Annotated in this window: 23 protein-coding genes; 16 read left to right on the top strand and 7 right to left on the bottom strand. The window is 69.5% G+C overall.

Annotated elements, in window-relative coordinates; all coding sequences use genetic code 11:
• The first annotated feature begins 224 nt into the window (after positions 1-224).
• The 3 genes from ABZT06_RS26360 to ABZT06_RS26350 are packed head-to-tail and all read left to right on the top strand — an operon-like array spanning position 225 to position 2,240.
• Positions 225-1,163, top strand: coding sequence for a PAC2 family protein (locus tag ABZT06_RS26360; protein WP_355745626.1), 939 nt, complete (start codon positions 225-227; stop codon positions 1,161-1,163).
• Positions 1,164-1,191: 28 nt separating this feature from the next.
• A complete protein-coding gene (gene coaE / locus ABZT06_RS26355; RefSeq protein ID WP_355745623.1) occupies positions 1,192-1,809 on the top strand; it encodes a dephospho-CoA kinase in 618 nt (205 codons plus the stop codon).
• 50 nt (positions 1,810-1,859) lie between these two features.
• Positions 1,860-2,240, top strand: coding sequence for a tetratricopeptide repeat protein (locus ABZT06_RS26350; RefSeq protein WP_355745620.1), 381 nt, complete (start codon positions 1,860-1,862; stop codon positions 2,238-2,240).
• Between the two features lie 22 nt (positions 2,241-2,262).
• Here ABZT06_RS26350 and ABZT06_RS26345 read toward each other — a convergent pair whose 3' ends face one another.
• Complete coding sequence (locus tag ABZT06_RS26345) at positions 2,263-2,529, bottom strand: DUF6343 family protein (protein ID WP_355745617.1); 267 nt, start codon at positions 2,527-2,529, stop codon at positions 2,263-2,265.
• 77 nt (positions 2,530-2,606) lie between these two features.
• Between ABZT06_RS26345 and ABZT06_RS26340 the strand changes: the two genes are divergently transcribed.
• From ABZT06_RS26340 to ABZT06_RS26330, 3 genes are all read left to right on the top strand, one after another.
• Entirely contained in the window at positions 2,607-3,515 is a 909-nt protein-coding gene (locus ABZT06_RS26340) for an acyltransferase domain-containing protein (protein ID WP_355745614.1), read from the top strand.
• A 91-nt stretch (positions 3,516-3,606) separates the two neighbouring features.
• Complete coding sequence (locus tag ABZT06_RS26335) at positions 3,607-4,299, top strand: class I SAM-dependent methyltransferase (protein WP_355745611.1); 693 nt, start codon at positions 3,607-3,609, stop codon at positions 4,297-4,299.
• 92 nt (positions 4,300-4,391) lie between these two features.
• A complete protein-coding gene (locus ABZT06_RS26330) occupies positions 4,392-4,856 on the top strand; it encodes a DoxX family protein (RefSeq protein ID WP_355745608.1) in 465 nt (154 codons plus the stop codon).
• 147 nt (positions 4,857-5,003) lie between these two features.
• Here ABZT06_RS26330 and ABZT06_RS26325 read toward each other — a convergent pair whose 3' ends face one another.
• A complete protein-coding gene (locus tag ABZT06_RS26325) occupies positions 5,004-5,798 on the bottom strand; it encodes an RNA-binding S4 domain-containing protein (RefSeq protein WP_355745605.1) in 795 nt (264 codons plus the stop codon).
• 142 nt (positions 5,799-5,940) lie between these two features.
• Between ABZT06_RS26325 and ABZT06_RS26320 the strand changes: the two genes are divergently transcribed.
• Positions 5,941-6,672 (top strand): uracil-DNA glycosylase, encoded by a 732-nt coding sequence (locus tag ABZT06_RS26320; protein WP_355745602.1) that lies wholly within the window; start codon positions 5,941-5,943, stop codon positions 6,670-6,672.
• Between the two features lie 54 nt (positions 6,673-6,726).
• Here the strand turns inward: ABZT06_RS26320 and ABZT06_RS26315 are convergent, their stop codons facing one another.
• Positions 6,727-7,395, bottom strand: coding sequence for a GntR family transcriptional regulator (locus tag ABZT06_RS26315; RefSeq protein ID WP_355745600.1), 669 nt, complete (start codon positions 7,393-7,395; stop codon positions 6,727-6,729).
• Positions 7,396-7,572: 177 nt separating this feature from the next.
• Between ABZT06_RS26315 and ABZT06_RS26310 the strand changes: the two genes are divergently transcribed.
• Together ABZT06_RS26310 and ABZT06_RS26305 are read left to right on the top strand one after the other, a co-directional pair.
• The gene (locus ABZT06_RS26310; RefSeq protein WP_355745598.1) at positions 7,573-9,042 is read left to right on the top strand and encodes an NCS1 family nucleobase:cation symporter-1; all 1,470 of its coding nucleotides are present in this window, start codon (positions 7,573-7,575) and stop codon (positions 9,040-9,042) included.
• A gap of 5 nt (positions 9,043-9,047) precedes the next feature.
• On the top strand, positions 9,048-9,770 hold the full coding sequence (locus tag ABZT06_RS26305) for an aspartate/glutamate racemase family protein (RefSeq protein WP_355745595.1): 723 nt from the start codon (positions 9,048-9,050) through the stop codon (positions 9,768-9,770).
• 17 nt (positions 9,771-9,787) lie between these two features.
• On the opposite strand, the gene ABZT06_RS26300 is transcribed toward ABZT06_RS26305, so the two are convergent.
• From ABZT06_RS26300 to ABZT06_RS26290, 3 genes are read right to left on the bottom strand one after another with little or no spacing between them, the layout of a single operon-like run.
• Positions 9,788-10,243 carry a GNAT family N-acetyltransferase gene (locus ABZT06_RS26300; RefSeq protein WP_355745592.1) on the bottom strand — a complete coding sequence of 152 codons (456 nt, stop codon included), beginning with the start codon at positions 10,241-10,243 and terminating at the stop codon, positions 9,788-9,790.
• On the bottom strand, positions 10,240-10,653 hold the full coding sequence (locus ABZT06_RS26295; protein WP_355745589.1) for a RidA family protein: 414 nt from the start codon (positions 10,651-10,653) through the stop codon (positions 10,240-10,242). The genes ABZT06_RS26300 and ABZT06_RS26295 overlap by 4 nt, the downstream gene beginning before the upstream one ends.
• Positions 10,650-11,354, bottom strand: coding sequence for a hypothetical protein (locus ABZT06_RS26290; protein WP_355745586.1), 705 nt, complete (start codon positions 11,352-11,354; stop codon positions 10,650-10,652). Before ABZT06_RS26290 ends, ABZT06_RS26295 begins: the two co-directional genes overlap by 4 nt.
• An 87-nt stretch (positions 11,355-11,441) precedes the next feature.
• On the opposite strand from ABZT06_RS26290, the gene ABZT06_RS26285 reads away from it, so the two are divergent.
• Positions 11,442-12,203, top strand: coding sequence for a nucleotidyltransferase domain-containing protein (locus tag ABZT06_RS26285; RefSeq protein ID WP_355745584.1), 762 nt, complete (start codon positions 11,442-11,444; stop codon positions 12,201-12,203).
• 17 nt (positions 12,204-12,220) lie between these two features.
• Here ABZT06_RS26285 and ABZT06_RS26280 read toward each other — a convergent pair whose 3' ends face one another.
• Positions 12,221-14,140, bottom strand: coding sequence for a DEAD/DEAH box helicase (locus ABZT06_RS26280; protein WP_355745581.1), 1,920 nt, complete (start codon positions 14,138-14,140; stop codon positions 12,221-12,223).
• A gap of 181 nt (positions 14,141-14,321) precedes the next feature.
• On the opposite strand from ABZT06_RS26280, the gene ABZT06_RS26275 reads away from it, so the two are divergent.
• From ABZT06_RS26275 to ABZT06_RS26250, 6 genes are all read left to right on the top strand, one after another.
• On the top strand, positions 14,322-15,422 hold the full coding sequence (locus ABZT06_RS26275; RefSeq protein WP_355745578.1) for a hypothetical protein: 1,101 nt from the start codon (positions 14,322-14,324) through the stop codon (positions 15,420-15,422).
• A gap of 120 nt (positions 15,423-15,542) precedes the next feature.
• Positions 15,543-15,941: an SseB family protein gene (locus tag ABZT06_RS26270; RefSeq protein ID WP_355745575.1), complete on the top strand. Its 399-nt coding sequence runs from the start codon at positions 15,543-15,545 to the stop codon at positions 15,939-15,941.
• Positions 15,938-16,531 (top strand): hypothetical protein, encoded by a 594-nt coding sequence (locus ABZT06_RS26265; protein ID WP_355745572.1) that lies wholly within the window; start codon positions 15,938-15,940, stop codon positions 16,529-16,531. Before ABZT06_RS26270 ends, ABZT06_RS26265 begins: the two co-directional genes overlap by 4 nt.
• Positions 16,531-21,303 (top strand): putative T7SS-secreted protein, encoded by a 4,773-nt coding sequence (locus tag ABZT06_RS26260; protein ID WP_355745569.1) that lies wholly within the window; start codon positions 16,531-16,533, stop codon positions 21,301-21,303. Before ABZT06_RS26265 ends, ABZT06_RS26260 begins: the two co-directional genes overlap by 1 nt.
• Positions 21,304-22,287: 984 nt before the next feature.
• Entirely contained in the window at positions 22,288-22,641 is a 354-nt protein-coding gene (locus ABZT06_RS26255) for a hypothetical protein (RefSeq protein ID WP_355745566.1), read from the top strand.
• Positions 22,642-23,643: 1,002 nt separating this feature from the next.
• A complete protein-coding gene (locus ABZT06_RS26250; RefSeq protein ID WP_355745563.1) occupies positions 23,644-25,593 on the top strand; it encodes an FUSC family protein in 1,950 nt (649 codons plus the stop codon).
• Positions 25,594-25,626 lie beyond the last annotated feature (33 nt).

Below are 25,626 nucleotides of genomic sequence, written 5' to 3'. Positions count from 1 at the left end.
ATAGCTCTTGAACTGAAGGGCCGTACCTTTCGAGGTGCGGTCCTTCAGTGTTTTCGGCTGCGGGCCGGTGGGGGCTGGTCGCGCAGTTCCCCGCGCCCCTAGGGAGTTCGAGCCGCTCTTGGTCATGAAAAGCCGTTAAGAGATGGGCTGATCAGGGCCCCGGGTGGGAATGCCGCTGTTCCAGGGCGTGTTGTGCTGTATGAACACGAGGAGGAGCGGTCACTGTGCTTGATCCGCAGGGTTTGTACGCATGGGAGCCCCAGGGCCTCGCCGTCGTCGACATGGCGCTCGCGCAGGAGTCGGCCGGCCTGGTCATGCTCTACCACTTCGACGGATACATCGACGCGGGCGAGACCGGCGACCAGATCGTCGACCGGCTGCTCGACTCGCTGCCCCACCAGGTCGTGGCACGTTTCGACCACGACCGGCTCGTGGACTACCGGGCCCGCCGTCCGCTGCTCACCTTCAAGCGTGACCGCTGGACGGAGTACGAGGAGCCCACGATCGACGTGCGGCTCGTCCAGGACGCCACCGGAGCGCCCTTCCTGCTGCTGTCCGGCCCGGAGCCGGACGTGGAGTGGGAGCGTTTCGCCGCGGCCGTCCAGCAGATCGTGGAACGGCTCGGCGTCCGGCTGTCCGTGAACTTCCACGGCATCCCCATGGGCGTCCCGCACACCCGCCCCGTGGGCCTCACCCCGCACGGCAACCGCCACGACCTCGTACCCGGTCACCGCAGCCCCTTCGAGGAGGCCCAGGTGCCCGGCAGCGCCGAGGCCCTGGTCGAGTACCGGCTCATGGAGGCCGGCCACGACGTCCTGGGCGTCGCGGCGCACGTTCCGCACTACATTGCGCGCTCGCCGTACCCGGACGCCGCCCTGACCGTCCTGGAGGCCATCACGGCTGCCACCGGCATGGTCCTGCCCGGCATCGCCCACGCCCTGCGCACCGACGCCCACCGCACCCAGACCGAGATCGACCGCCAGATCCAGGAGGGCGACGAGGACCTCGTGGCCCTCGTCCAGGGCCTCGAGCACCAGTACGACGCGGCGGCCGGCGCGGAGACCAGGGGCAACATGCTCGCCGAGCCCGTGGAGATCCCGTCGGCGGACGAGATCGGGATGGAGTTCGAGCGCTTCCTGGCGGAACGTGAAGGCGACAACTGACGCGCGCGGAGCGTCTAGGCTTCCGGTCATGCTGAAGGTGGGCCTGACCGGCGGTATCGGCGCCGGCAAGAGTGAGGTGTCGAGGCTCCTCGCGGAGCACGGCGCCGTCCTGATCGACGCGGACCGCATCGCGCGCGAGGTCGTCGCGCCGGGCACGCCTGGCCTCGCCGCGGTCGTGGAGGCCTTCGGCGAGGACGTACTCGCCGAGGACGGCAGCCTCGACCGCCCCAGGCTGGGATCCATCGTCTTCGCCGACCCGGACCGGCTCGCCGTACTGAACTCGATCGTGCATCCCCTGGTGGGCGCCCGCTCCCGCGAGCTGGAATCAGCGGCCGCCGAGGATGCCGTCGTCGTCCACGACGTCCCGCTCCTCGCGGAGAACGCCCTGGCGCCGCTCTACGACCTCGTCGTCGTCGTCGACGCGAGCCCCGACACCCAGCTCGACCGGCTGGTCCGGCTGCGCGGCATGACCGAACAGGACGCACGCGCGCGTATGGCCGCCCAGGCCACGCGCGAGAAGCGCCTGGAGATCGCGGACGTCGTGATCGACAACGACGTACCCCTGGAAGAGCTGCGCCGACGCGTTCAGGAGGTGTGGGGCGATCTCCTGCGCCGGGCGCGCGCGTCGCGGGCAGCTCAGGAATAGCGTCCCCCGGTCCGGGCGTTGAACCCTTCCAGTGAGGGAAGGACTGTGCCGTGCCCGAGATCAGCGGTTCGACCGGACGTACTCCGGAGACGCATGTCATCGACTACCGCGCAGCCGAGCAGTTGCTCTCCGCGCGGGACCCGCGGGGCGCGGTGAAGCTGCTCGACTCCGTCATCGCCGCCCACCCGGAGAACACCGCGGCCCGGCTGCTGCGCGCGCGGGCCTTCTTCGCCGCCGCGCAACTGCGCCCCGCCGAGCTGGAGTTCACCATCGTCCTGGAGCGCGAACCGGACAACGCCTTCGCCCACTTCGCGCTCGCCCGCACCTACGAGCGGCAGGGACGGTCCGACCAGGCCAGGCGCCACTTCCGGCTGGCGGCAGCGCTGGACCCCAATCCGGAGTTCCTGAGGGCGGCGCGGTTCGACTCCTGACGGCCGCCTCGAGGTGCCGCGGCTACCGGGGGCGGTTCTCCGGTGGCCGGTACGGCGGGATGTCGGGGCCCGGCTGGTAGTGCGGGCCCTGACGGATGTGCCGGAGGATCATCGTCATGTCGACGGTGATCACCAGCCAGAGCACTCCGCAGCCGATCGCCCACCCGGGGCGGCCCGCCAGCGCGAACGCGACGGTGCCGAAGACCGCCCAGACCAGCCCCCACACGCTCAGCCAGAACCGTGCCCGCAGTGCACTGCGCGCAGTCGTCGGCTCACTGCCTGTACGCATCGGGATCACCCACTCCTCCCTCGCAACGTACTCTTCGGAACGGACGTTGACCAAAGGGCCGAAGAGGGGGTCGCCGCGTGCTTCCGGATGCCGACGAACTGGCCGAGGTGCTGGTGGAACTCGCCGTACCGCATGAGGACGTCAACGAACTCGTACGGATGGGCCGACGGGTCATGGACGACCCGGAGCTGCGGCGGTTCCTGGAACACTCCGTCGACGAACTGGTCCGGGACATGGGAAGGGCCGACGATCCGGTCGTCCTGCCCGAGCTCGACTGGCCGGCCGGCGCCCTCCAACGCTGCTTCCCCGCCTACGTGTTCGTGGCCGCGCTGCCCCACACGCGCGCGTACCACCGCTCGCGCGGCATCCCGGCCGAGGTGTCCCGGCGCACCCTCGCCGACCTCGGGCGAAACATGGCCGTGCACCGCAGGCGGTACGGCAGGGCGGGTGTGCAGTCACCGCGCTGGCTGACCCGGCACTCGCGAGGAGAGCTGTACCAGCTGGGGCGACTCCAGTTCGAACGGACACGGTACGGGCCGTGGAACAGCCGGACGCTCACGGCGGCCGGACCGGACATCGCTCCCGGCACGCCCTGTCTGAGCCTGCACGTCCCCGACTTCCTCGGCCCGCTGTCACCGCAGGCGTGCGACCGCTCGCTTGCCCTGGCCGCCGAGTTCTTCGCCCGGCACTTCGCGGAGGAGCCGTACCGTGCCGTGCTGTGTCATTCCTGGCTGCTGGACCCGCAGTTGAAGGAGTATCTGCCCGCGGACTCCAACATCGTCCGGTTCCAGAAGCGTTTCCGGCTCGCTCCCGAGGACCGGGTACCGGAGGACACCGAGCCGGTGCAGTTCGTGTTCGGGGACCCGGAGCTGCCGGTGGAGAACCTGCCGCGGCGGACCGCGCTGGAACGGGCCGTCGGCGATCACCTGCGGGCCGGCGGGCACTGGTACATCGGGCACGGCTGGTTCCCCTTGCAGCCGGGGTGAGGACGGTTCCGCTGTAGCTCGGACGGGTGAACCCGTGCGACTCGGGAACGGCCGTGCGGACACGGGCCGTTGGACGGGCATGGAGCTGAAGATGCGAGCGGGACATCGGGGGACGGGCCCAGGGGCGATCACCCCGGACGGATGCGCGGTCGAGCTGTACTCGCGGCTGCCCGTGGGAGCGGAGCCGGAGATCATCGCCGGGGCGGTGCCGACGGGGGCGCACATCCTGGAGCTGGGCAGTGGCGTGGGGCGCATGACACATCCGCTCCTGGAGCGGGGGTTCACGGTCACCGCGGTGGACGAGTCCGCCGAGATGCTGGAGCACGTGCGGGGGGCGCGCACGATACGCGGCCCGATCGAGGACCTCGACCTGGGCGAGACGTTCGACGTGGTGCTGCTCGCGTCGTTCCTCGTGCACAACGCCGACCTGGAGGTGCGGCGCGGGATGCTGCGCGCCTGTGCGCGGCATGTGGCGGAGGGCGGCTGTGTGCTGATCCAGCGGGAGGGCGGGGGCTATCACGGTGATCTGCCGCGCGAGCGTACAGGGAGGGGCGACTCCGGCGAGTTCACCGTGCGGATCGTCTCCTCGGAACCGGTAGCGGAGGGCGTCCACTCGGTACATGCGGAGTACGAGTTCCCGGACGCCACCTGGACCCAGACGTTCCGCTCCCGTCCACTGACGCGGGAACAGTTCGAGGAGGCGCTGCGGGAGGCGGGGTTGAGAGTGGACCGGTATCTGACGGAGGACCGGACATGGGTGCGGGCGGTGCCGGTGACGGGCTGAGGAAATCGGTCCTGCGGCGGCGATGAGTTCGGGTGCGGGTGCGGGTCTACCCCTGCGACAGCAACACGGACCGCTTCCCACAGGAGACCCCGATGTCCGAGACCACCGTCCCCGTCACCCCCACCGCTGTTTCCGCCGCCTCCTCTGTCATCGCCGAGTCCTCGTCCGCCCGCGGACGCCGGGCCCGGATCGCCCTGCGCACCCTGCAGGTCGTGCTCGCCCTCTTCTACGTGATCGCCAGTGCGCTCCCCAAGCTGATCGCGCACCCTTCGGCCGCCGAGGGCTTCGACAAGATGGGCTGGGGCAGCGCGGGGATGTACACCATCGGCGTGCTCGAACTGGCCGGTGGGATCGCCCTGTTGATCCCGGTGCTGCAGTCGGTGGCGGCCGTGGCGCTGAGCGCGCTGATGGTCGGCGCGTTCGTCGTCCAGCTCACCTACTTCGACGGGGAGAACGCGGCCACTCCGCTCATCCTGATCATCCCGCTCGCCCTGATCGCCTGGGCCCGGCGACGGCACAACGCGGACCTGCTGCGGCTGGTACGACGACGGTCATGAGGAGAGCGGCCCACGGTCAGTGTGGTGAGGCCGGTGCCCTGCCCTTCGGGGAGGGCACCGGCCTCGGCGTGGTGACCGGCGGTGCGTCGCAGTCGGTGCCTGGTCAGTGCCTGGTTCTGGGCACCGGCTGCTGATCGGGCGTTCTGCTCAGCGCGAGCGCCCGCTCCTGCCCGCGTTCCCGCCCCTGTCCGAGCGGCGGGCCGTGTCCGAACGGCGTGCCTTGCCCGAGCCACGGGAGCCACGGGCACTGGTGGGCTGAACTGAACCGGCAGAGCTTCCCGGGTCGGCGGTCGCGCCTGTGTCGGCTGTCGCCTCGGCGCCGCCTGAGCCCTCCGGGCCGTCGGATCCGCTCACGCCGCTCGGTCCGGCGAAGCGGCCGCGGCGGTTGCCTTCCGTGAGGCCGCGGAGCCGTTCCAGTTCGCGGCGGTCGCGCTTGGTCGGGCGGCCGGTGCCGCGGTCGCGGATGCCGGCGGGGGCGAAGGCCGCGCGTGGCGGGGGCGGGGGAGAGTTGTCGACATAGCACTCGGCGGCCACGGGGGCACCGACCCGCTTGCGGATCAGACGCTTGACGATGACGATCCGCTCCCGGCCCTCCTGGCGGACGCGCACCTCGTCACCGACGCGCAGGGAGTGGGCGGGCTTCACCCGCTCGCCGTTCACATGCACATGCCCGCCCCGGCAGGCGGTGGCTCCCGCGGAACGGGTCTTGGCCAGCCGTACGGACCAGATCCAGCTGTCGACCCGAACGCTCTCGCCGGTCTGCGGCCCGGCGGCCTCCGCGGCGGCTACGGCGGCGGCGATCTTCGGGTCCGGTGCCTCGGGGGCCAGGGCACCGGGAGCCGCGGGGTCCCGGCCGGCGACCTTCGCGCCGGGGCCGTCGGCCGTCGTGCCCGCCCGGCCTGTCCCACCGGTCTCGTTGTCGTCCGTACGTTCCACAGCCATGGCTCCGACCTTAGTACTCGGGGCCGCGCACTCCCGGTGGGTTTTCCGGGCGGTGCCCGTCGTCACCGCCTGACCGCCACCGGCCCGGCCACCACTGTCCCGACCGCCACCGCCCCGGCGAGCTGCCCGTACGGTGGACCCCATGGACGCCCTGGCCGATCTCGACCGCCGGATCTCGGGCTGTCGTGCCTGCCCTCGGTTGGTCGACTGGCGGGAGGAGGTGGCCCGGACCAAGCGGGCCGCGTTCGCCGACTGGACGTACTGGGGCCGCCCGGTGCCCGGCTTCGGACCGGCGGACGCGCGGATGCTGATCGTCGGGCTGGCCCCGGCCGCGCACGGCGGGAACCGTACCGGGCGGATGTTCACCGGCGACCGTTCCGGGGACGTGCTGTACCAGGCGCTGTACGACGTCGGGCTCGCCTCGCAGCCGACCGCCGCGACCGCGGACGACGGGCTGGAGCTGTACGGCGTGCGGATCACCTCGCCCGTGCACTGCGCCCCGCCCGCCAACAAACCCACCCCCGGTGAGCGCGACACCTGCCGGCCCTGGCTGGTCCAGGAGCTGAACCTGCTGCGGCCCACGCTCCGTACCGTGGTTCTGCTCGGCGCCTTCGGCTGGCAGGCCGCGCTGCCCGCGTTCGCGGAGGCGGGCTGGAGCGTGCCCCGGCCGCGGCCCGTCTTCGGGCACGGGGTGCGGGTCCCGCTCGACGGGCTCGACCTCTTCGGCTGCTTCCACGTCAGCCAGCGCAACACCTTCACCGGCAAGCTCACGCCCGAGATGCTGCGCGACGTCCTGCGCACAGCGGCCGGGGCGGCGGGACTGCATGGCCGTACCGCCGAAAACGAGCCGACCAAGCCGCCGTACGACGATTAGGGTCGCCGGATGCCCCGTTCGAGGACCGGACAAGTACGCCCGCCGCTCGGCCGGTCAGACCGTCTCGCCCGGGTCCCCGAACAACTGCCGTACCGTCGACTCGTAGTTGGTCCGTACGTGGGCGAGGGCGTGCGCGCGGGCCCGTTCCGGGTCGCCGGAGGCGATCGCCTCGTACAGGTCGCGGTGTTCGACGAGGAGTTGGGGCCACTCCTCGTTGCGCCGGGTCATCCACCGCAGCCGCCCCGCGACCGGTTCCAGTGCCTCGACCAGCAGGCTGTTGCGGGCCATGGCCACGATGCTGTCGTGCAGACGGCTGTTGACGTCGGTGATGGTCTCCGCGTCACCCGCCGCGGTCGCCGTCGCCGCGAGGTCGAGGAGCCGCTCGACCGCGGCGAGATCCTGCGGGGTCGCACGGGCCGCGGCGAGTCCCGCGGCGTACACCTCCAACGCCTCGCGCAGTTCGAAGAGTTCCTTGACGTCGTTCGGGGTCAGCCGCCGTACGACCGTGCGGCGGGGTGTCTCGAAGTGGACGAAGCCCTCGGCGACCAGCGCGCGGATCGCCTCGCGGACGGGCACCCGGGAGACCCCGAAGCGGTCGGCGAGCTCCCGCTCGACCAGCCGGTCGCCCGGGCGCAGCCCACCCGCGATGATCTCCTGCCTGAGGGTGGCCAGGACGCGTTCGCGGACCGCGCCAAGGGGCTCGGTGTTCGTCGTGGAGCTCATGAATCCATCTTCTCCGACGCCGGAGCCGTCGTTGACGCCGGAGCTGTTTTACGGAGCCTTAACGAACGCGACATCCGTCGGGACTCTTGACGAGGGGACCATGGCGGCAGTTTGGTATACCAAAACCGGATGCCAGGCGGCCGCCCTCCTCCTGTCCCTCCCGTCCCTGGAGGTCCTGTGTCCCTCGCCGACCGTGCCGAAGTCACCGGCACACCAGCGTTCGTCCCCGATCCCCGGCTCACCAACGAAGACCTGGCGCCCGCCGACAAGCGGAATTGGAAGGTCTTCGACCTCTTCGCCATGTGGATGTCCGACGTCCACAACCTCGGCAACTACACCTTCGCGGCCGGTCTGCTGGTCCTCGGCATGAACGTGTGGCAGGTCTTCACGTCCCTGCTCGTCGGCTTCGTGCTGATCTATGTCGGCATGAACTGGATGGGGAGGATCGGCCAGCGCCACGGCGTGCCGTTCCCCGTCGTCAGCCGCATCAGCTTCGGTGTGTGGGGCGCCAACATCCCGGCGCTGATCCGGGCCGTGATCGCCATCATGTGGTACGGCATCCAGACCTACCTCGCCTCCGTCGCGGTCAACGTGATGCTGCTGGCCGCCTGGCCGGGCCTGGAGTCCTGGACACACAGCTCGTTCCTCGGCCTCGACGCGCTCGGCTGGGTCTCCTTCCTCTCCCTCTGGCTCATCCAGGCGCTGATCATCAGCCAGGGCATGGAGTCGGTCCGGAAGTTCCAGGACTTCTGCGGACCGGCGATCTGGCTGGTCATGATCGCGCTGGCGGTCTGGGTGCTGGCCAAGGCCGGCTGGAGCATCTCGCTCACCTCCACCCCGCACCCGGTCTCCGTCGGCGAGCAGTGGCGGCAGTGGTTCGGCGCGATCGGCCTGATCCTCGCCACCTACGGCACGCTGATGCTCAACTTCTGCGACTTCTCCCGCTTCGCGCCGGACTACAAGACCGTCCGCCGCGGCAACTTCTGGGGTCTGCCCATCAACTCCACGGCCTTCGTGGTCGTCTCCGTGATCGTCACCGCGGGCTCCCTGGAGGTCTGGGGCCAGGCCATCACCGACCCGGCCGAACTCGTCGCCAAGGTCGGCAACACCTGGGTGATGGTGCTGGGCGCGCTCACCTTCGCCGTCGCCACCATGGGCGTCAACATCGTCGCCAACTTCGTCTCACCGGCGTACGATCTCGCCAACGTCTGGCCGCAGAAGATCACTTTCAGGGTCGGCGGCATGATCAGCACGGTCGCAGCGCTGGTCGTGACCCCGTGGAACCTCTTCTCCAACCCCACGGTCGTCAACTACTTCCTCGGCGGCCTCGGCGCCTTCCTCGGCCCGCTCTTCGGCGTGATCATGCTCGACTACTACTGGGTCAAGAAGGGCCGCGTGGACGTCGACGAGCTGTTCAAGGCCGAGCCCGGCTCCCGCTACTACTACCGCAAGGGCGTCAACCCGAAGGCCCTGTGGGCCTTCCTGCCCGCGGCCGCCGTCGCCGGTGTCCTCGCCCTGGTGAAGACGTTCAGCGACGTGGCCCCGTACTCCTGGTTCATCGGTACGGCCCTCGCGGCCGGGCTGTACGCGCTGCTGTGCCGGAGCGAGCGAGCCGCTCGTGCGGTCCCCGAGGCCGTGGAGGTCTGAGAAGCGTGCGGATCGTCGTCACCAACTGCAACACCACGCAGGAGATGACCGAGGAGATCGTACGAGGTGCCCGGGCCGCGGCAGGCCCGGGCACCACCGTGCTCGGGCTCACCCCCACGTGGGGCCCCGAGTCCGCGGAGGGCTGGCTCGACAGCTACCTCTCCGCCGCGGCGGTCATCGACCTGCTGCGCACGTACGAGGGTCCTCCCTACGACGCCCTCGTCATGGCCGGCTTCGGCGAGCACGGACGGGAGGGCGTCCGGGAGTTGGTGGACGTGCCGGTCGTCGACATCACCGAGGCCGCCGCACATCTGGCCTGTCTGCTGGGCCGGCGCTACGGGGTCGTCACCACGCTGGAACGGTCCTGCGGGCAGATCGAGGACAGCCTGGAGCTGGCGGGGGTGGGGCGCAACTGCGCCGCCGTCGTCGGGACGGGGCTGGGGGTTCTCGACCTGGGCGACGCCGACCGCACGCAGGCCGCGTTCCTGGCGGCCGCCGAACGGGTGCGGGACGCGGGCGCCGAGGTGCTGGTGCTGGGGTGCGCGGGGATGACCGGCCTTCAGCGGACGGTGGGGGAGAAGCTGGGGCTTCCGGTGGTCGACGGGGTGGGCGCGGCGGTGAAGCTGGCGGAGTCGCTGGTGGGGCTGGGGCTGAGCACCAGCCGGGCGGGCGGCTATGCGAAGCCGGTGCCGAAGAGGCGGGTGTGGGGATCGCCGGTGGCGAAGTGACCTCCTGGGACGCTGCTTCAGGGCCGCCACACGTACCGCACGTCAGGCTCCCGCTCCTCGTTGCCGCTGCCGTCGGTGCGTTCCGCCTCGACGAAGCCGTGACGTTCGTAGAAGCGGTGGGCCGGCTTGTTGACCTGGAAGGTCCACAGACTCAGCCCCCGCGGACTGCGCTCCTTGGCGAGCGCGACGAACCGGTCCCCGATGCCGCGCCCCCGCCGGTCGGGGTCGAGATACAGCTGGGACAGCAGATCACCGGCGAGCACCATCAGCCCGACGATCGCGCCGGTCTCGGAGTCCTCGGCGACCCAGGTCTCCCGATGCGGCACGACGACGTCCCGTATGTAGGCGCGCACCTCGTCGTCGGACCTGGGCCGCACCACCGTCGGCAACGCGGCGGTGAAGGAGCGCAGATAGACGTCGGCCGTGGCGGAGGCGTCGGGGGCGGTGGCCCGGCGGATGACGACCGCGCTCACCGGGAGGCCCCCTCCGGGACGACGGCCGTGGCCGTGATCTCCACCAACTGGCCGGTATATCCCAGGCAGGCGACTCCGATCAGCGTCGACGAATGCGGACCGGTGCTCAGCCCGGACGCCTCGACGACCTCCCACACGGTGGAGAGCACCGCGGGCGCGCTGCTCACGACATGCACATCGGTCGACAGGACGTGCTCCAAGTCGCTGCCGACCGCGTGCAGTTGCTCCCGCAGGTTGGCGATCACCTGCTCCGCCTGGCGGGCGGGATCCCCTTCACCCACGAGGTTCCCCTCGGCGTCCAGCGGTACGGACCCGGCGAGGAACGCGAGCTTCGTGCCCGCCTCGACCACGGAGGCGTGGGAGTAGGTCGGCGGCGGGAAGAGGGCCGGGGCGGTGACGCGCTGGATCACGTGGACTCCTCGGGTGGACGGCGGACAACCTTTCGATCATCGGGGGCGGGGGGACCGGACCGCACCTGAATTTCCGGGCCCGACCGGCGTGCGCACTCCTGTGCGAGGTCCGGGTACGCCTGGGAGATGGCCGTGTACACCCTGCGCCGCAGCAGCTGTTCCGCGGCCGCGCGGCCGGTGCGGCCGGACAGCTCGTCGAGGATGCCGTCGTAGCGGGACAGCCGATGACGGAGGTAGTCGACCTTCCAGCGGTCGAGGTCACGGCGGTCGAGGGTGCGGTGGTCGAGGTCATGGTGGTCGGGTGCGGACCCTGGCTGTCCGTCCAGGCGGTCGCGGTACTCGACGGCCTGCGCCGCCAGTCTCTCCTGGGCGAGCACCGGCACCTCGATCGGTTCCGCCGCGATCCTGGCGAGCACCTCCCGCCGCCTGCGGAGCGCCGCCTCCTTCACCGCGGCCGACCGCCGGGCGGCAACCGCCGACACCGCCCTGAACTCCTCGCTCCGCTCGGCCGCCTCGACCCGCTCGACGCTGTAGAGACGGGTCGGCGGGGCCGTACGGAAGAACGGGTTGGCCCGCCGCAGATCGGGCTCGCCGAGCAGCCGGCGGATCATCCCGGCGGTCCAGCCGCGCGCCCGCAGTCCGGCAGCGGAGAGGTGCGTGCGGTGCGCTCGCCGGCCCGGATCCATCTCGTACGTCGTCATCGCCGATTCCCCCGTCGTCGTAACACTGAGTGACGACTTCATTGATAACGCGTACCACTGACAACGGGGATTTCGTACGCTGCGCCCATGGCCCCCATGCTCTCCGACGCCGTCTTCCTCGACACCTCCGCGGACCGCCTCGCCGCCCTCCCCGCCGTCCGGGCCGTGGCCCTCGGCGGCTCCCGGGCCCAGGGCACCGAACGCCCGGACAGCGACTGGGACCTGGCGGTCTACTACCGGGGCGCCTTCGATCCGGCCGATCTCCGTGCCGTCGGCTGGGCGGGCGAGGTGTCCGAGATCGGCGGCTGGGGCGGCGGGGTGTTCAACGGGGGCGCCTGGCTGACGATCGACGGGCGGCGGGTCGACGTCCACTACCGGGACCTCGACGTGGTGGAACGGGAGTTGGCGGAGGCGGAGGAGGGGCGATTCCGGGTGGAGCCGTTGCTGTTCCATCTGGCGGGGATTCCCACCTACCTGATCGTGGCCGAGCTTGCGATCAACCAGGTGCTGAGGGGTGAACTGCCGCGCCCGGCGGCCTATCCGGAGAAGCTCCGCACCGCCGCCGCCACCCGCTGGCGCGACACCGCCCACCTCACCCTCGCCTACACCGAGGCCAACCATGCCCCGTCCGGCCGCCTCACCGAGACGGCCGGCGCCCTCGCCATGGCCGCCGTACAGATGGGGCACTCGGTGCTGGCGGCGCGAGGGGAGTGGGTGACCAACGAGAAGCGGCTGCTGGAGCGGGCAGGGTTGCGAGGAGTCGACGGAATCATCAAGGGCATGCGGACGGAACCCGAGTCCTTGAGCGCGGCGATCTCCGAAGCAGAGGCTCTCTTCGACACGGCATGACAGTCGCCACGTGAACGTCAGCCGGTCAGTAGAGGGTTGAGGAACTGGCTGGGTTCGGTGATCGCGAGGGCGAACCAGCCGTCCTGGAGCTCCTCGCGGTCCGCCGGGGCCGGCAGGCGGTATGTCCCCTGGGCGCCGTCCAGGACGACGACGGACAGCGGGTCGACACCGCTCGCGGGTGCCGTCCTGGCGCCGGTGAGGGCGTTCAGTGCCTCGTCCCGCTCGGCGGCCGTGGCGGCGATGAAGTACCGGATACGCCGCTTGTCGCGGCCGACCCCCGCACGCCACACCTTGTCCTGCGCCATGACGAGTCGCTGTGGGTCGGATTCCGGCGACAACGCTGCCCAGCCGGACCGCCCGCAGTTGCGGCAGTAGACAGCCGGCAGGTGGACGGCGGCAGGACGCGCCGCCGTGTCCGAGCCCGGCTGCGCCTCCGCCCGCCGCGCGTCACCGGACGGCCAGCCGCCGGAGGACCGGTCGTCCTCGTCGGCGCTCGGCGGCGCCGCCAGCGCGGCCCTGCGCGCGGCCGTGCGGTCGTCCTCGTACCAACGGAACTCCGGGGTCGGCCCCACCCCGCGCAGGACACGTGTGACAGGTCGCACCCACAGGTGCGCCTCGATGTGCAGCAGCGGTCGGGGGCGCTTCTCGTCCGACTCGGGATCCCGGGCCGCGGAGAGCAGGGCCACGAACCGTGACAGTGCCTGGAGCACGAGTCGCGGATTCTCTCGGGCGGCCCGCCCCCACGCGTACCCGAACCGGCTCATCCGGTCCCGCAGTTCCCACTCGCTGAGCGGTTCCCCGTCCAGGAGGGACAGCACAGCGTGGGTGAAGTCGTGCCGCTTGAGGAGTCTGCCGAGCCGGAAGGGATCGAGCCCGCGCCGGCCGAGCAGCCGTTCGGCGAGTCCGTCGAGGTCGAGCAGATCCGGCCTGGCCTCGACTCCGGGCCCTCCGGAGCAGTCGATGACTTCCTTCGGTGACGGCGGCACGGGCAGTTCGTAGTCCACCTCGCCGGTGAACCGCTCGGCGGACATGCGCTCTTCACCGATCACCGCGTCCGGCGAGAACGACGTCCCGAAGACCTGCGCCGCCACGTCGAGGATCCCGTCGCCCTGGCTTCCGGGGCCGCCCTCGCCCAGCGTCGCGGAGGTCGCCACCGGACAGATGGTCCCCAGGGGCTGCCCGGGCCTGCTCTGCCCCGTGGCCAGGGCGAGGCGGCGCAGCAGCATCGCCACGTCGGTGCCCTGCGCTCCGTCGTAGGTGTGGAACTCGTCGAGCACCATGTACGCGAGGTCCGCGTCCTCCCACAGGGGCTGGTCCTCGCCGCGCTGGAGCAGCAGGTCGAGCATCTTGTAGTTGGTGATCAGCACGTCGGGAGGCGACCCCCGCATCTCCTCGCGCCGGGTCATCACCCGCCGGAAGTCGGTGTCCGGCCGGTCGCCGATGTAGAGGCCCGCGGTGACCTGGGCGAGCTCGGGCTGCGCGAGGTACTCGCCGATGCGCCCCGCCTGGTCGGTGGCGAGCGCGTTCATCGGATACAGCAGCACGGCCTTGACCCCACTCCGGCCGCGCGCCTTCTCGCGCCGGCAGTGGTCCAGCACCGGCACGAGGAACGACTCCGTCTTGCCGGAGCCGGTGCCCGTGGTGATCAAGGTGGGCCGCGCCGGTCCGCGCAGGGTGCTCAGCCGCTCCCACGCCTTGGCCTGGTGCCGGTACGGCGGGAATCCAGGAGCCCATTCCAGGTGCCCCTGCCATCCGTCGTCGGCCTTGTGGGAGGGCGTCCTGATACGGAGGTACGGCCCGCGGAAGACACCGGTCTCGGGGTGGCCGAGGAAACCCTCCACGGCGCTACGGGTGCTTCCGTCGGCGAGGGCGTACGTCGTCGTGAGGCATTGGATCAGACTGCCGCGGACCTGTGCGGCGGCCAGGGTGGGCCTCACGACGTGCTCCTTCGTCCCGTGTTGTTGTCCGGGTCAACCGTGGGCCTGTGACAGCGTCTTCCGAATGCCGTCTCACATGAGCGGGCATGGCCGGAATCGCGCTCTTTCGTCACGGAGCGTCTCGCCGCACCCTTCGACCAGGGGTGATACGGCGATTCGGCGGGGTCTAGGGGGAGCCGCGATGGTCGAGCCGGTCTACATGCCCGTCCTGCCGACACGACGGGACGCCTGGAACGCCTATGCGCAACTGGACTTCCGATTACGGCGACAGGTAGCGCCACTGTGGACGCTCGTCCCGCACTCAGGTCCGGAGCGCACACGCGGCGAGCCTGCCGCTCCGGACTGGGACAGCGATCAGACCGCACTCGACCGCTGGCTCACCCCACGTACCAGTCAGCTGATCGAGGCCATGGACGGCCTGCCGGGCTGGGTGGACGCGACCCATGTCGAAGGCAGCATCCACGGATCCGCGGCGAGCTTGTGGCAGTTGATGACCCGCAGCCGCCTGCGGCTGGTGACGGGCCCTGAACGGGATCCCCGACTTCAGAGATATGCCGCGGATCTCGCGTTCCTGAGCGGGCGCGGCATGGGCATACGCTTCCTGGTCGACGCCCCGCCGGAGGAGCCCCAGGCGACGGAGCTGTTGAACCTGATGGACCGGCTTCGTCTGCCCCCGTCGGCGGTCGACCTCATTCTTGACGTCGGAGCCGTGTCGGACGCGGCAGAGACCGGCAAGACGGCCATGGCGGCACTCGACCTGCTGGGCGCGCTGGCCCCTTGGCGTACGGTCGTCCTGACGTCCGGTGCCTTCCCCCGCGTGCACGACAGCCCCGGCGCCGAATCCGCCTACGTCGCCCAGCGTCATGACCAGGACGTCTACGAAACGGTGCGCGCTGCTCGGCCCGCGTTCCCGAGAGCTGTGGTCTACGGGGACTATTCGGTCGAGAACGCCTTCAGCGCGAACATCCCCCATGTGCGCGCCCCTGGTCCTCCGTGGGGCGTGATGCGCTACACCGCACCGGACGGCTTCATGATCGGCCGGGTCCCCACCCGGGGCAATGAGCGGGTCGACCGCGTCCGGGCCACGGCGCGCTGGATCACGTGCTCCGACGCCTTCCGCGGTGCCGACTACGGCGACGGCGAGCGGTGGTTGCACGAGTGCGCCCAGGGAGAAGGGTCCAAGGGCTCGGGCAATGCGGAGACGTGGATCAAGGTGGGGCACATGCAGCACATGAGCTTTGTCGTGAACCAGCTCACTCCCGAAACAGAGGCAGTGTCTTGAGCCGGCGTACGGGCTGACCGGGCGCGGCCGAGATGCGGCTGGTGTTCCCTGAATTCAACGGTCTAGCATGATCGTTCACTTGTGCGACGTTCGATGAGGGCTACGACGGGGGCGGCTGGCGTGAGTGCCGAGGCGTTGCGGGGACGGCTGACGGATCTGGCGGCGTCCGGGCAGGGTGACCTGCGGGCACTGGTAGGGGAGTTCCGGCGCGGCGAGGTGTTGGTGCCGGTGGTGGACGGCTCCTTGTTGTCGGCGGAGTCGGGCGGTATCCGCTGGCTGTTCGCGTTCACGGACGAGGAGGCGCTGAGGCGTTTCGCGGAGGCGCGGGGTGAGCCTGTGCCGGAGCGAATACCGGTGTACGGGGCGCGACTGCTGGACCAGGTGGTCCCCGCTGTGGACGTTCCGGTGGGGATCGCGGTGGACGCGGGGAGCCCGAGGGGCTTCGTCCTGCCGCCGGTTGCCGGGATCGTGCCGGACGCGGTGGCCGTGGACGTCGCTTCGAAGGAGTCGGCGGCATGAGCGACGGCTACCAGGTCGATCCGGAGGCGATGCAGCGGATCACGCGCGGGATCAACCAGGCGATGGCGGAGCTGAAGGAGTTCGGTTTCGACATCGAGGCGAACCTGGGGCGCGGCTTCGACGACCTGTCGATGACGGGCCTGGAGGTCGGCGACGACGCCCTGCAGGGGGTCTTCGGGGACTTCTGCGACCGCTGGGGCTGGGGTGTGCGTTCGCTGATGCAGGACGCGAACGAGTTCGCGGGCCGGCTGGGGTTGTCGGCGGGGATCTACCACGAGCAGGAGCAGTACGTCTCCGACACCCTGAAGTCGGTGTGGACGGCAGGCACGGGCAACCCGTATCTCACCCCGGACGAGGTGAAGGAACGTTCCTGGTCCGAGACGCTGAAGGACAACCCCGTCTCGCAGGTGGCGAACGCGGACTACAGCGCGGAGTCCTTCACCTCGGGTCAGGACGAGGTGGCGGCGGCCTGGTCGCAGGCGGCGCAGGACGTGGAGACGTCGACGGTGACACCGGACGCGTTCTTCGACCCGCGCACGGACTGGCAGTGGAGCGGTCCGCCCGCCGCCGATGGGCAGGGTGAGGGCTGATGGGTTTCGGAGATTTCGTCGACGGCCTCGGAGACGGTCTGGAGAGCGCCTCGGACAGCCTGAACAAGGGCGTCGGCGAGGCGGTCAACTGGGGTACGGACAAGACGGCGGGCCTGCTGTCGGACGTGGGCGCGGACGGCGCGGCGGAGAGCGTCCGTGACTTCGGCGAGAGCGTGAACAACCGGCTGGGCGGCACGGTTTCCGAGCGCGCGCTGGGCGAGAGCGAGGACCCGAAGGAACTGGTCCACGGCAGTGAGCCGGCGTTGCGTGAACGGGCCGGGCATCTACGGAAGTTCGCGGGAGCGTTCGAGAACGTCGGCCAGGGCATGCGGTCACTGGACCCGGGCGAGTGGCGGGGCCAGGCCGCGGACACCTTCCGCGCGAAGTTCGACGTACAGCCCAAGCAGTGGCTGACCGCGGCGGACGCGTGTACGGCGGCCGCCGCTGCGCTGGACGCCTACGCGGACATGGTGCGGTGGGCGCAGCAGCAGGCGCAGTTGGCGATCGACACCTACCGCAAGGCGCAGGAGAGCAGCCGGAAGGCGGAGGAGGCGTACCGGGCCGAGGAGAAGAGGTACGCGCAGGCAGCCGAGCAGTACAACGCGAAGGCCCTGGCGGGCCAGGACCCCGGCCCGAAGCCGACCGAGCTGGGAACCTACGTCGACCCGGGGACGGCGGGCCGCGAGGAGGCGCAGGAAATCCTGTCCGACGCCCGCCGCCGGCGCACGGACGAAGCCGAGGACGCCCGCCGCAAGCTGGCCGCCGCCCTGGAGTCGGCCCCGCCGAAGCCGGAGTTCACCGACCGCATGGGCGCTGACGCGACGGACATGTTCGTCGGCACCCAGCTCAACTCGGTCCACGTCCTGGGCGGCCTGCTGCGCGGCGGCACGGACGTGCTGAAACTGGCCCGCACGGTCAACCCGCTCGACCCCTACAACCTCACGCACCCCGGCGACTGGTCGAAGAACTCCAGCATGTTGCTGGCGGGCCTGGTGGGCACGGCGGCCCACCCGGAGCGGCTGCCGATGTCGTTGCTGGGGACGGGGTGGAGCAGTGACCCTGGGGACGCGGGCGGGTACTTCATCTCGAACCTGATCGGCGGAAAGGGCGCGGGAGGTGTGGGCCGGGCCGCGCTGAAGGATGCCCTGCGCGGAGCGGCCAAGGACGCGGCGACGGGAGCAGCGCGCAGCGGCACGCGGCGGGGACTCATGGACGTCGCCCGGGAGCTGAAGTGCAAGATCTTCGGCAGCGACCCGATCGACATGGCCACCGGCCGCATGTCCCTGCCGGTCACGGACGTGACGTTGCCGGCGAGGCTGCCGCTGGTCTTCTCCCGCCAGTTCGAGTCGTCGTACGAGGCAGGCCGCTGGTTCGGCCCGAAGTGGACATCCACCGCCGACCAGCGCCTGGAGGTGGACGCGGAGGGAGTCATCTTCGTCCGCGAGGACGGTTCCCTGCTGGCCTACCCGCACCCCGCCCCCGGCGTACCGACGCTCCCGTTGGCCGGTGAGGGGCACCCGCTGACCGTTGACGTGTACGGCGACTACACCGTCACCGATCCGGAAACGGGCCGCGTATGGGACTTCGCGGGGCCGGGCGGCGACGGCAACGGCATAGCGCTGCTCTCCCAGCTCATCGACCGCTCCGGAAGCCAGTGGCTGACCTTCGAATACGACGACCAGGGCGCCCCTACCGGGATCGTGCACTCCTCCGGCTACCACGTGAGGATCACCACTGCCGGGGACCGGATAACCGCCCTGCACCTGACGACGACCGGCGACCAGGCCGTCGAGCTGGTCCGCTTCGGCTACGACGACCACGGCCACCTCGCCGCCGTGACGAACTCCTCGGGCCTGCCGACCCGCTTCACCAACGACACGACCGGCCGGATCACCGCCTGGACCGACACCAACAACTCCTCCTACCACTACGTCTACGACGACGAGGACCGCTGTGTCTCGCAGGGCGGCGAAGCCGGCCACCTGAGCTACACCTACACCTACGGCGAACCTGATCCGGATAGCGGCCACCAGGTGGTCACGGCCGTCAACTCCCTGGGCCACAGCACCCGTTACGAGATCAACGGCGACCTGCAGGTGGTGTCCGAGACCACTCCCGACGGCGAGACGACCCGCACCACCCACGACGCTGCCCACCGCCCCCTGACGGTCACCGACCCGCTGGGCCGCACGGTGAGTTACGCCTACGACGAGGCGGGCCGCACGGTCCTGGCCATTCGCCCGGACGGCCGCTACACGAGCATCGCTTACGACGGCCAGGGCATGCCGGTGTCCATATCCGGCCCCGACGGTACTCACGTCACCCAGCAGTTCGACGAGTTCGGCAACCGCACGGCCGTCACCGACACCGCCGGGACGACGACCCGCTTCACCTACGACGACCTCGGCCACCTGGCATCCATCACCGACGCCCTCGGACACACCACCCGGGTCCGCTGCGACCCCGCGGGCCTCCCCCTGGAGATCACCGACCCGCTGGGCGCGGTCACCCGCTACGAACGTGACCCCTTCGGTCGGCCGGTCACCATCACCGACCCGCTCGGCGCGGACACTCACCTGGAATGGACCGTCGAGGGCCGCCTGTCCCGCCGTACGGCGGCAGACGGCACGTCGGAATCGTGGACGTACGACGGCGAGGGCAACTGCACGACCCACACCGACGCGTTGGGCGCCGTCTCCCGCTACGAGTACACCCACTTCGACCTGCTGTCCGCCCGCACGGGCCCGGACGGCGTCCGCTACGAGTTCGACCACGACACGGAACTCCGCCTGACACAGGTCACCAACCCGCAGGGGCTGACGTGGAGTTACGCCTACGATCCGGCGGGCCGTCTGATCGCGGAGACGGACTTCGACGACCGTACGGTGTCCTACGAGCATGACGCGGCGGGTCAACTGACCTCGAAGACCACCGCCTTGGGACAGGGCATCCGCTTCGAGCGGGACGTGCTGGGCCGGGTCGTGCGCAAGGACGCGGCGGGTCGGGTGACGGGATATGTGTACGACGAGAGGGGCGGCCTGGCCGAGGCGGCCGGCCCGGACGCGGTCCTGACCCTGCGGCGGGACGAGGCGGGCCGGGTGCTGTCCGAGACGGTCGACGGCCGCACCCTCACATACGCCTACGACGCCCGGGGCCGCCGCATCGGCCGCACCACCCCGGCGGGCGCGACGAGCACGTGGACGTACGACGCGACAGGCCGCCGTACCGGCATGGTGGCATCGGGCCGCACCCTCGACTTCACGTACGACGAGGCGGGCCGCGAACTGGCGCGCCGCATAGGCGAGTCGGTGATCCTCACCAACGCCTTCGACCCCCTGGGCCGCCTGACGAAACAGGAACTCACCGGCCCGTCCGGCCGGCGTCTCCAGCACCGCGCCTATACCTACCGCGCCGACGGCAACCTGACCGCCGTGGACGACCACCTCAACGGCCCCCGCCGCTTCGACCTCGACACGGCGGGCCGGGTGACCGCCGTCCATGCGGCGAACTGGACGGAGACGTACGCCTACGACGAGGCGGGCAATCAGACGCGGGCGTCGTGGCCGACCGGTCACCCGGGCGAGGAGTCGACCGGCGACCGCTCCTACACCGGCACCCGTATCACCCGCGCGGGCAACGTCCGCTACGAGCACGACGAAGCCGGCCGCATCACCCTGCGCCAGAAGACCCGCCTGTCCCGCAAGCCGGACACCTGGCGCTACACCTGGGACGCCGAGGACCGCCTCACGTCAGTCACCACCCCGGACGGCACCACCTGGCGCTACCAGTACGACCCCCTGGGCCGCCGCACCGCCAAACTCCGCCTGGCCGACGACGGCGAAACCGTCGTCGAACGGGTCGACTTCACCTGGGACGGCACCACCCTCTGCGAACAGACCACCACGTCCGCAGACCTGCCCCACCCGGTCTCCTTGACCTGGGACCACCAGGGCCTGCACCCGATCGCCCAGACGGAACGCATCACGGCCGCGGACGCCCCGCAGGACGAGATCGACTCCCGCTTCTTCGCGATCGTCACCGACCTGGTCGGCACACCGACCGAACTCATCGACGAACAGGGCGACATCGCCTGGCGCACCCGGAGCACCCTCTGGGGCACCACGGCGTGGGCGGCGGGCAGCACCGCATACACGCCGCTCCGCTTCCCGGGCCAGTACTTCGACCCCGAAACCGGACTTCACTACAACTACTTCCGCCACTACGACCCCGAGACGGGCCGGTACGCCAGTCCGGATCTGCTGGGCCTTGCTCCTGCCGCTAACCCGTCCTCGTACGTCAAAAACCCCCATACATGGGCGGACCCTCTTGGGCTGACGCCTTGTGTGCCGAAGGGGGAGCGAGGTAATCCATTTGAGCATCGACAGGATGCGGAAAGAGCAGCATTCGAGTCCGCTGGAGTTCCGTACGGTACTGCGCCGGACGCCGAATGGATTGTGACAGACGTAAAGCACTTGGCTCACATGCCTGGATATTTCTATTCTGATAACCCTGCCCACTTGGGCAATTTTAGGCAGTTCGAGACCCCTAATGGATCGCGCGTTATAATTGAGCACACATTCGATAAGGCGGGGCCACATTTCCATGCCGGAAAGCCGAAGTTTGACGAAACGAGAAGTGAAGTCAACTTCGGATGGGATAACACTCCCGGGGACTTCTTCCGGTATAAAGATAATTGGGAGCGCTATGATAAGATCAATAAGCCGGGCGGGGATCATCACTTCTTTTATGAACAAGGGTGGGGTTCGGGATGAATGAGTATAAAATCAATGATGGGGGAAGGGTTGATTGGGAAGCTGTCATCGAGAACTGTGGTCTATCGGTGCTGGAGAAACCGACTCGCTCCGAGGTGATAGACCCAGTTACTGCCATGCTGGCTGTCACAGGTGGGAATGTCCGACCGACTGTTTCCGTCAGGCGAGACAGTACTACCGCCATGGATTCACTGGACGCTCAGTGGCAGTTGTATGCAGCTCCACTGCTCGCGTCTGCCGCAGGGGAATTTCTACTCATCCTTGGGGGGCCTGGAAGTGTGGCCGAGGGATGGTTCCGCGTCCGTGACCCGATTGGCGCCCGCCTTCCTTCTCGGATTTCCTCTGCCATCGGACGGCCTGAGTTTATCGGATTGTCCCAGGATGGTGCCTGTTTGTGTGCCGTCTCGCTGGAGGACGACGAGTACTGGATCGTCACTCGTACTTTTCCATCCCCGGAATAGTGTGGCAAAACCCGGCAGATCACTGAACAGAGCGCGAGATGCGATCGTTGGAGACTCTGTAAAATGGGGGAACAGTGACTGGGAGAAAATTATCTTCTACTTCAAAGGTGAAGAAGTACAGTTCCCTTGCCCAGTATTTCTTGGAGGTCGAATCACCTGAAACTCATTGCCGCATGGGAACGCCCCTTTCGCCTCTGGTCCTACACGGTAAGCTACTCACAACTCCTGGTGCGGAGCGTGAATACAGAAGGTAGCAATACAAGGATCGACGGGCTGTTCTCCAACGTGGAGATGATGCACCTATCTCCCAAAATGGAACGCTTGGTCATCGACGAGGGAGACCTCTCGGAAGTCGAGAGGATCATTCTCAAGGCGGGATACAGTCCGCATACTCGAGTCTTCCTCATCAATGGCGGCGAGTCGTACATCTGTGCAACTCATTGCCAGTGGCATGAGGACGAAGGTGGACCGCACGACCCTTCTAAGTTCGAGCCGACTCGAGGGGTTCCGGGGTATCCGGAAAATGAATGAACCAGAGTTCGCGCCTTCCCGCATATTGGATGCTCGCGAGTTCGTCGCAATGACCCGCGAAATCCTCGATCCTGAATCCGTTGCGCGGGAACGCGCAGCCGACGAAGTTACCGACCTGTTGAGTTCCTATTCGTCCACCCAAGTGTCGACTCTGGCGACGCTACTCTCGGCAGTTGCAGCATGCGAGAAGGGGAATTCAGCGTTGGAGGCCGAGTTGCACGCGATCCTTGAACTGATGTCCACCGGACATGTGGCTTTTGGCCATGTCGCACAGCTGCAGGACATTCGACTCAAGGAGCTGTCACCTGAGCTTCGCGAATATGTCACCGACTTGCTTGACGGTTGACACAAAGGCCACTGAGGGTGAGATGTTGCACACTGTAGAAAGTCTCGAGCAGGATCACCCATGTAATGGAACACGCCCGCGAAGACCCGTCGAAGCCGAGACATGGAGTTTTCGACGCCGGCAGCAAGGGAGTCCTGGAGACTGTCGACGAGGCATGGGCCAATCGGGATCTGGCGGTTTCCGTCAATCATCAGGGAGCCCGCGCAACCTACGTTATCCCCCTGAATCGCCAAGTAGGATTTAATTTTGGCGAGAACTACATATCGATCACTGTCGAGCACGGAAACGAAATGATCACAGCTTTCCCGAAGAGTTGGCCATAATGAAGAAAGTTGCTTGTCCGCACTGTGGTCAGGATTGGGTTCGAAAGTATCGTAGGAAAGATACAGAGGGAACCTTCTTTATGTGCCCGGAATGTGAGTCCCTCTGGCTCAACGAGGATGACATTGAATGTCAAACGGATCTTTATTTGAGTGAGTACCTGTCTCAATATGATGCAGCATCCACGTGGGACGTCATCGAACCAGTCAGTTGATCTCCTGCGATTCGGGATGGGGGATTCGGAGTGGTTATTACTGATGACCTTCACCGCCGCGGGCTCTCCACCAGGAGACTCACCGAGGTAGACCTGGCCCATGCCGCCGTGACCGATACGCCCGAGCAACTCGAAACCGCCGAGTTCGGTCGGGTCCTCGGGGCTCAGCGGAGCCGCGTTCACGTAGGTCGTCCTTTCGCCCTGGTCAGCGCTGTATGTCAGCAGTCGTAACCGTAGTCCAAGAGGGGGCGGCCGACTCTGGTCTTGACTGATCGGATCCCCGGTCCTCGTGCTCCCGCGGCCCATTGCGTTCATAAAGAACGTGGCTTCTGCATGCATCGTCACACGGGGGTAACACAAGAGCCCCGGACCGTCCAAGAACGCGATCTACCGTGGAGACCGCAACCCACCGCCCGGCCACCGTCGCCCGAAGGCACACCCCCGCCTCCCCCGACGACAGGAGCCCTGTGTCCCGCCCCGCCGCACGGATGCACCTACCGCCCTGGCTCGCCCACACCCTCCGTACCCAGCGCGGGCCGATCCCCTGGAACGCGGTCGCGCGAGGGGCCCTGTCCGCCGGGCCCCTCCTTCTTGCCGCCGTGCTCGTCGAGCAGACCTCCGTGGGTGTCGTCGCCGCCATCGCCGCCATGCTCGCCGGGATCAACGACCGGCCCGGGAGCCGGCGGGTCTCCGTGAAGAGGATCGGGGTGCCCGCGCTCGCGGGTGCGGTCGGGATGACTGTCGGGACGTATGCGGGGGAGTACGTGGGGGCCGTGACCCTCACGGTTCTGCTCACCCTGGTCGGGCTGGTCGCCGGCGGCATCAGCGCCGTCGGGCCCGTCGCCTCCGGGGCCGGCACGCAGTTGCTCGTCGCGTCGGCGATCGGGGCGGGCATGCCGTTGCCGGAGGAAGGGTGGCTGCGGGCCGTCGCCTATCTCGGTGGGGCCTGCTGGCTGCTCGGACTGCGGCTCGCGCTGCCCACCCCCGGTGGCCTCGCCGGGGACTTCCGGTTCGACGGCGAGCGGGAGGCCGTCGCCGAGGTCTACGACGCCGTCGCCGACCTGCTCGACGCCGTGGGGGGTGAGAACGCCACCTCGCGGCGCGTCGCGCTCACCGCCGCCCTCGATCACGCGCAGGACGCGCTCACCGGACCCCGGCTGCGGCGGTACGCCAGCTCGGCCGCCGAGCGCCGGCTGCACGCGCAGTACGCCGCCGCGCTGCCGCTCGCCGAGGCCGCCACCGCGCTCGCCTGGGCGGAGGAAGCGGTGCCCGGGCGGACCTCCGCGGGGCCCCGGCGGCTCGCCGCCGCCGTACGGGAGAACACGCACACCGGGCCGCTGCCCGCGCCCAGCCGGTCCGGGCCCGCGCTGCGCGCGCTCGACGACGCGTTGCTGCGGGCCGCCGAGGCGTTCGACCGGGGCCGGGGCGGAGATCTGCACACGCGCCGGCTCAGCGCCCGGGACCTGGTGCGGTCCGTGTTCGGGGCCGGTGGGCGGGAGTACGGGCTGCGGGTCGCCCTCTGCTTCGGGGCCAGCGTCGCCGTGGCACAGGCCCTGCATCACTCCCACTGGTACGGGGAGCACCAGCACTGGTACTGGCTGCCCGCCACCGCCGTCTTCCTCGTCAAGCCCGACCTCGGACCGCTCGCCTCCCGGGTGCTGTGCCGGGCCGCCGGGACCGTCCTGGGGGCGCTGGTCTTCGCCGGGTTCGCGCTCGTGCTGCCGAGGCCCGAAGGGCTCATCGCGCTCGTCGCCGTCAGCGGGGCGCTCATTCCCGTGGCCACCCGGCACTTCGCCGCGCAGACCGCCGTCGTCACGGTCCTCGTCCTGGCGCTCGTGATGGTCGGCGGCGAGCCGCAGGCCTCCGTCAGCCGCATCACCGAGACCCTGCTCGCCTGCGCCATCGTGCTGATCGTGGGGCATCTGCCGATGCCGGGGCAGCGGGGCGGGGGAGTGCGGTCCCGGCTGGCCGCGGCGGGCGGGGCGGCGCAGGCGTACCTCGCGCATGTCCTGCGGGAGACCGAGCGGCCGCCTGCCCTACGGGACTCCGCGCGGCCTGTCCCGCGGGGCGCCGGGTCCGCCGTACGAGCCACCCCCACCGAGGACACCCGCGCCCTGCGCTGGACCCTCCGCCGCGAGGCCTACCGCGCGCTCGCCGAGGCCCGTACCGCCATCGCCCACGCCGCCGCCGAACTCCCCGCGCTCGCCCGGCACTCGGAGGGCGCCGACGAGATCGTCGCCGTGCTCGAACGGATCGTCGACACGACCACCGCGTGCGCCGTCCACCTCGACGACTCGGGGCGGCTCACCCCCGAGCAGGCCGACCGGCTGACCGAACTCCTCGACGAACTCGGCCGACTCGACGAGGGGCGGGGGCGCGTGGAGCTCCGGCTGCCCGGAATTCCCCTCGCCGGCTAGGAGTCGCACCGGTCAGGAGTCACACCGGCTGGG

The sequence above is a fragment of the Streptomyces sp. NPDC005483 genome (assembly GCF_040606035.1).
In the GTDB taxonomy this organism is placed as follows: domain Bacteria; phylum Actinomycetota; class Actinomycetes; order Streptomycetales; family Streptomycetaceae; genus Streptomyces.
This window is presented reverse-complemented; position numbering and strand designations above follow the sequence as displayed.

Excerpts from the sequence above, each read along its gene's own strand:
- ABZT06_RS26325 (WP_355745605.1), bottom strand. The coding sequence starts at position 5,798 with ATGGCTGTGGAACGTACGGACGACAACGAGACCGGTGGGACAGGCCGG.
- ABZT06_RS26330 (WP_355745608.1), top strand. The coding sequence starts at position 4,392 with ATGTCCGAGACCACCGTCCCCGTCACCCCCACCGCTGTTTCCGCCGCC.
- ABZT06_RS26345 (WP_355745617.1), bottom strand. The coding sequence starts at position 2,529 with ATGCGTACAGGCAGTGAGCCGACGACTGCGCGCAGTGCACTGCGGGCA.
- ABZT06_RS26315 (WP_355745600.1), bottom strand. The coding sequence starts at position 7,395 with ATGAGCTCCACGACGAACACCGAGCCCCTTGGCGCGGTCCGCGAACGC.
- ABZT06_RS26335 (WP_355745611.1), top strand. The coding sequence starts at position 3,607 with ATGCGAGCGGGACATCGGGGGACGGGCCCAGGGGCGATCACCCCGGAC.
- ABZT06_RS26290 (WP_355745586.1), bottom strand. The coding sequence starts at position 11,354 with ATGACGACGTACGAGATGGATCCGGGCCGGCGAGCGCACCGCACGCAC.
- ABZT06_RS26275 (WP_355745578.1), top strand. The coding sequence starts at position 14,322 with ATGGTCGAGCCGGTCTACATGCCCGTCCTGCCGACACGACGGGACGCC.
- ABZT06_RS26285 (WP_355745584.1), top strand. The coding sequence starts at position 11,442 with ATGGCCCCCATGCTCTCCGACGCCGTCTTCCTCGACACCTCCGCGGAC.
- coaE (WP_355745623.1), top strand. The coding sequence starts at position 1,192 with ATGCTGAAGGTGGGCCTGACCGGCGGTATCGGCGCCGGCAAGAGTGAG.
- ABZT06_RS26255 (WP_355745566.1), top strand. The coding sequence starts at position 22,288 with ATGAATGAACCAGAGTTCGCGCCTTCCCGCATATTGGATGCTCGCGAG.
- ABZT06_RS26260 (WP_355745569.1), top strand. The coding sequence starts at position 16,531 with ATGGGTTTCGGAGATTTCGTCGACGGCCTCGGAGACGGTCTGGAGAGC.
- ABZT06_RS26320 (WP_355745602.1), top strand. The coding sequence starts at position 5,941 with ATGGACGCCCTGGCCGATCTCGACCGCCGGATCTCGGGCTGTCGTGCC.
- ABZT06_RS26265 (WP_355745572.1), top strand. The coding sequence starts at position 15,938 with ATGAGCGACGGCTACCAGGTCGATCCGGAGGCGATGCAGCGGATCACG.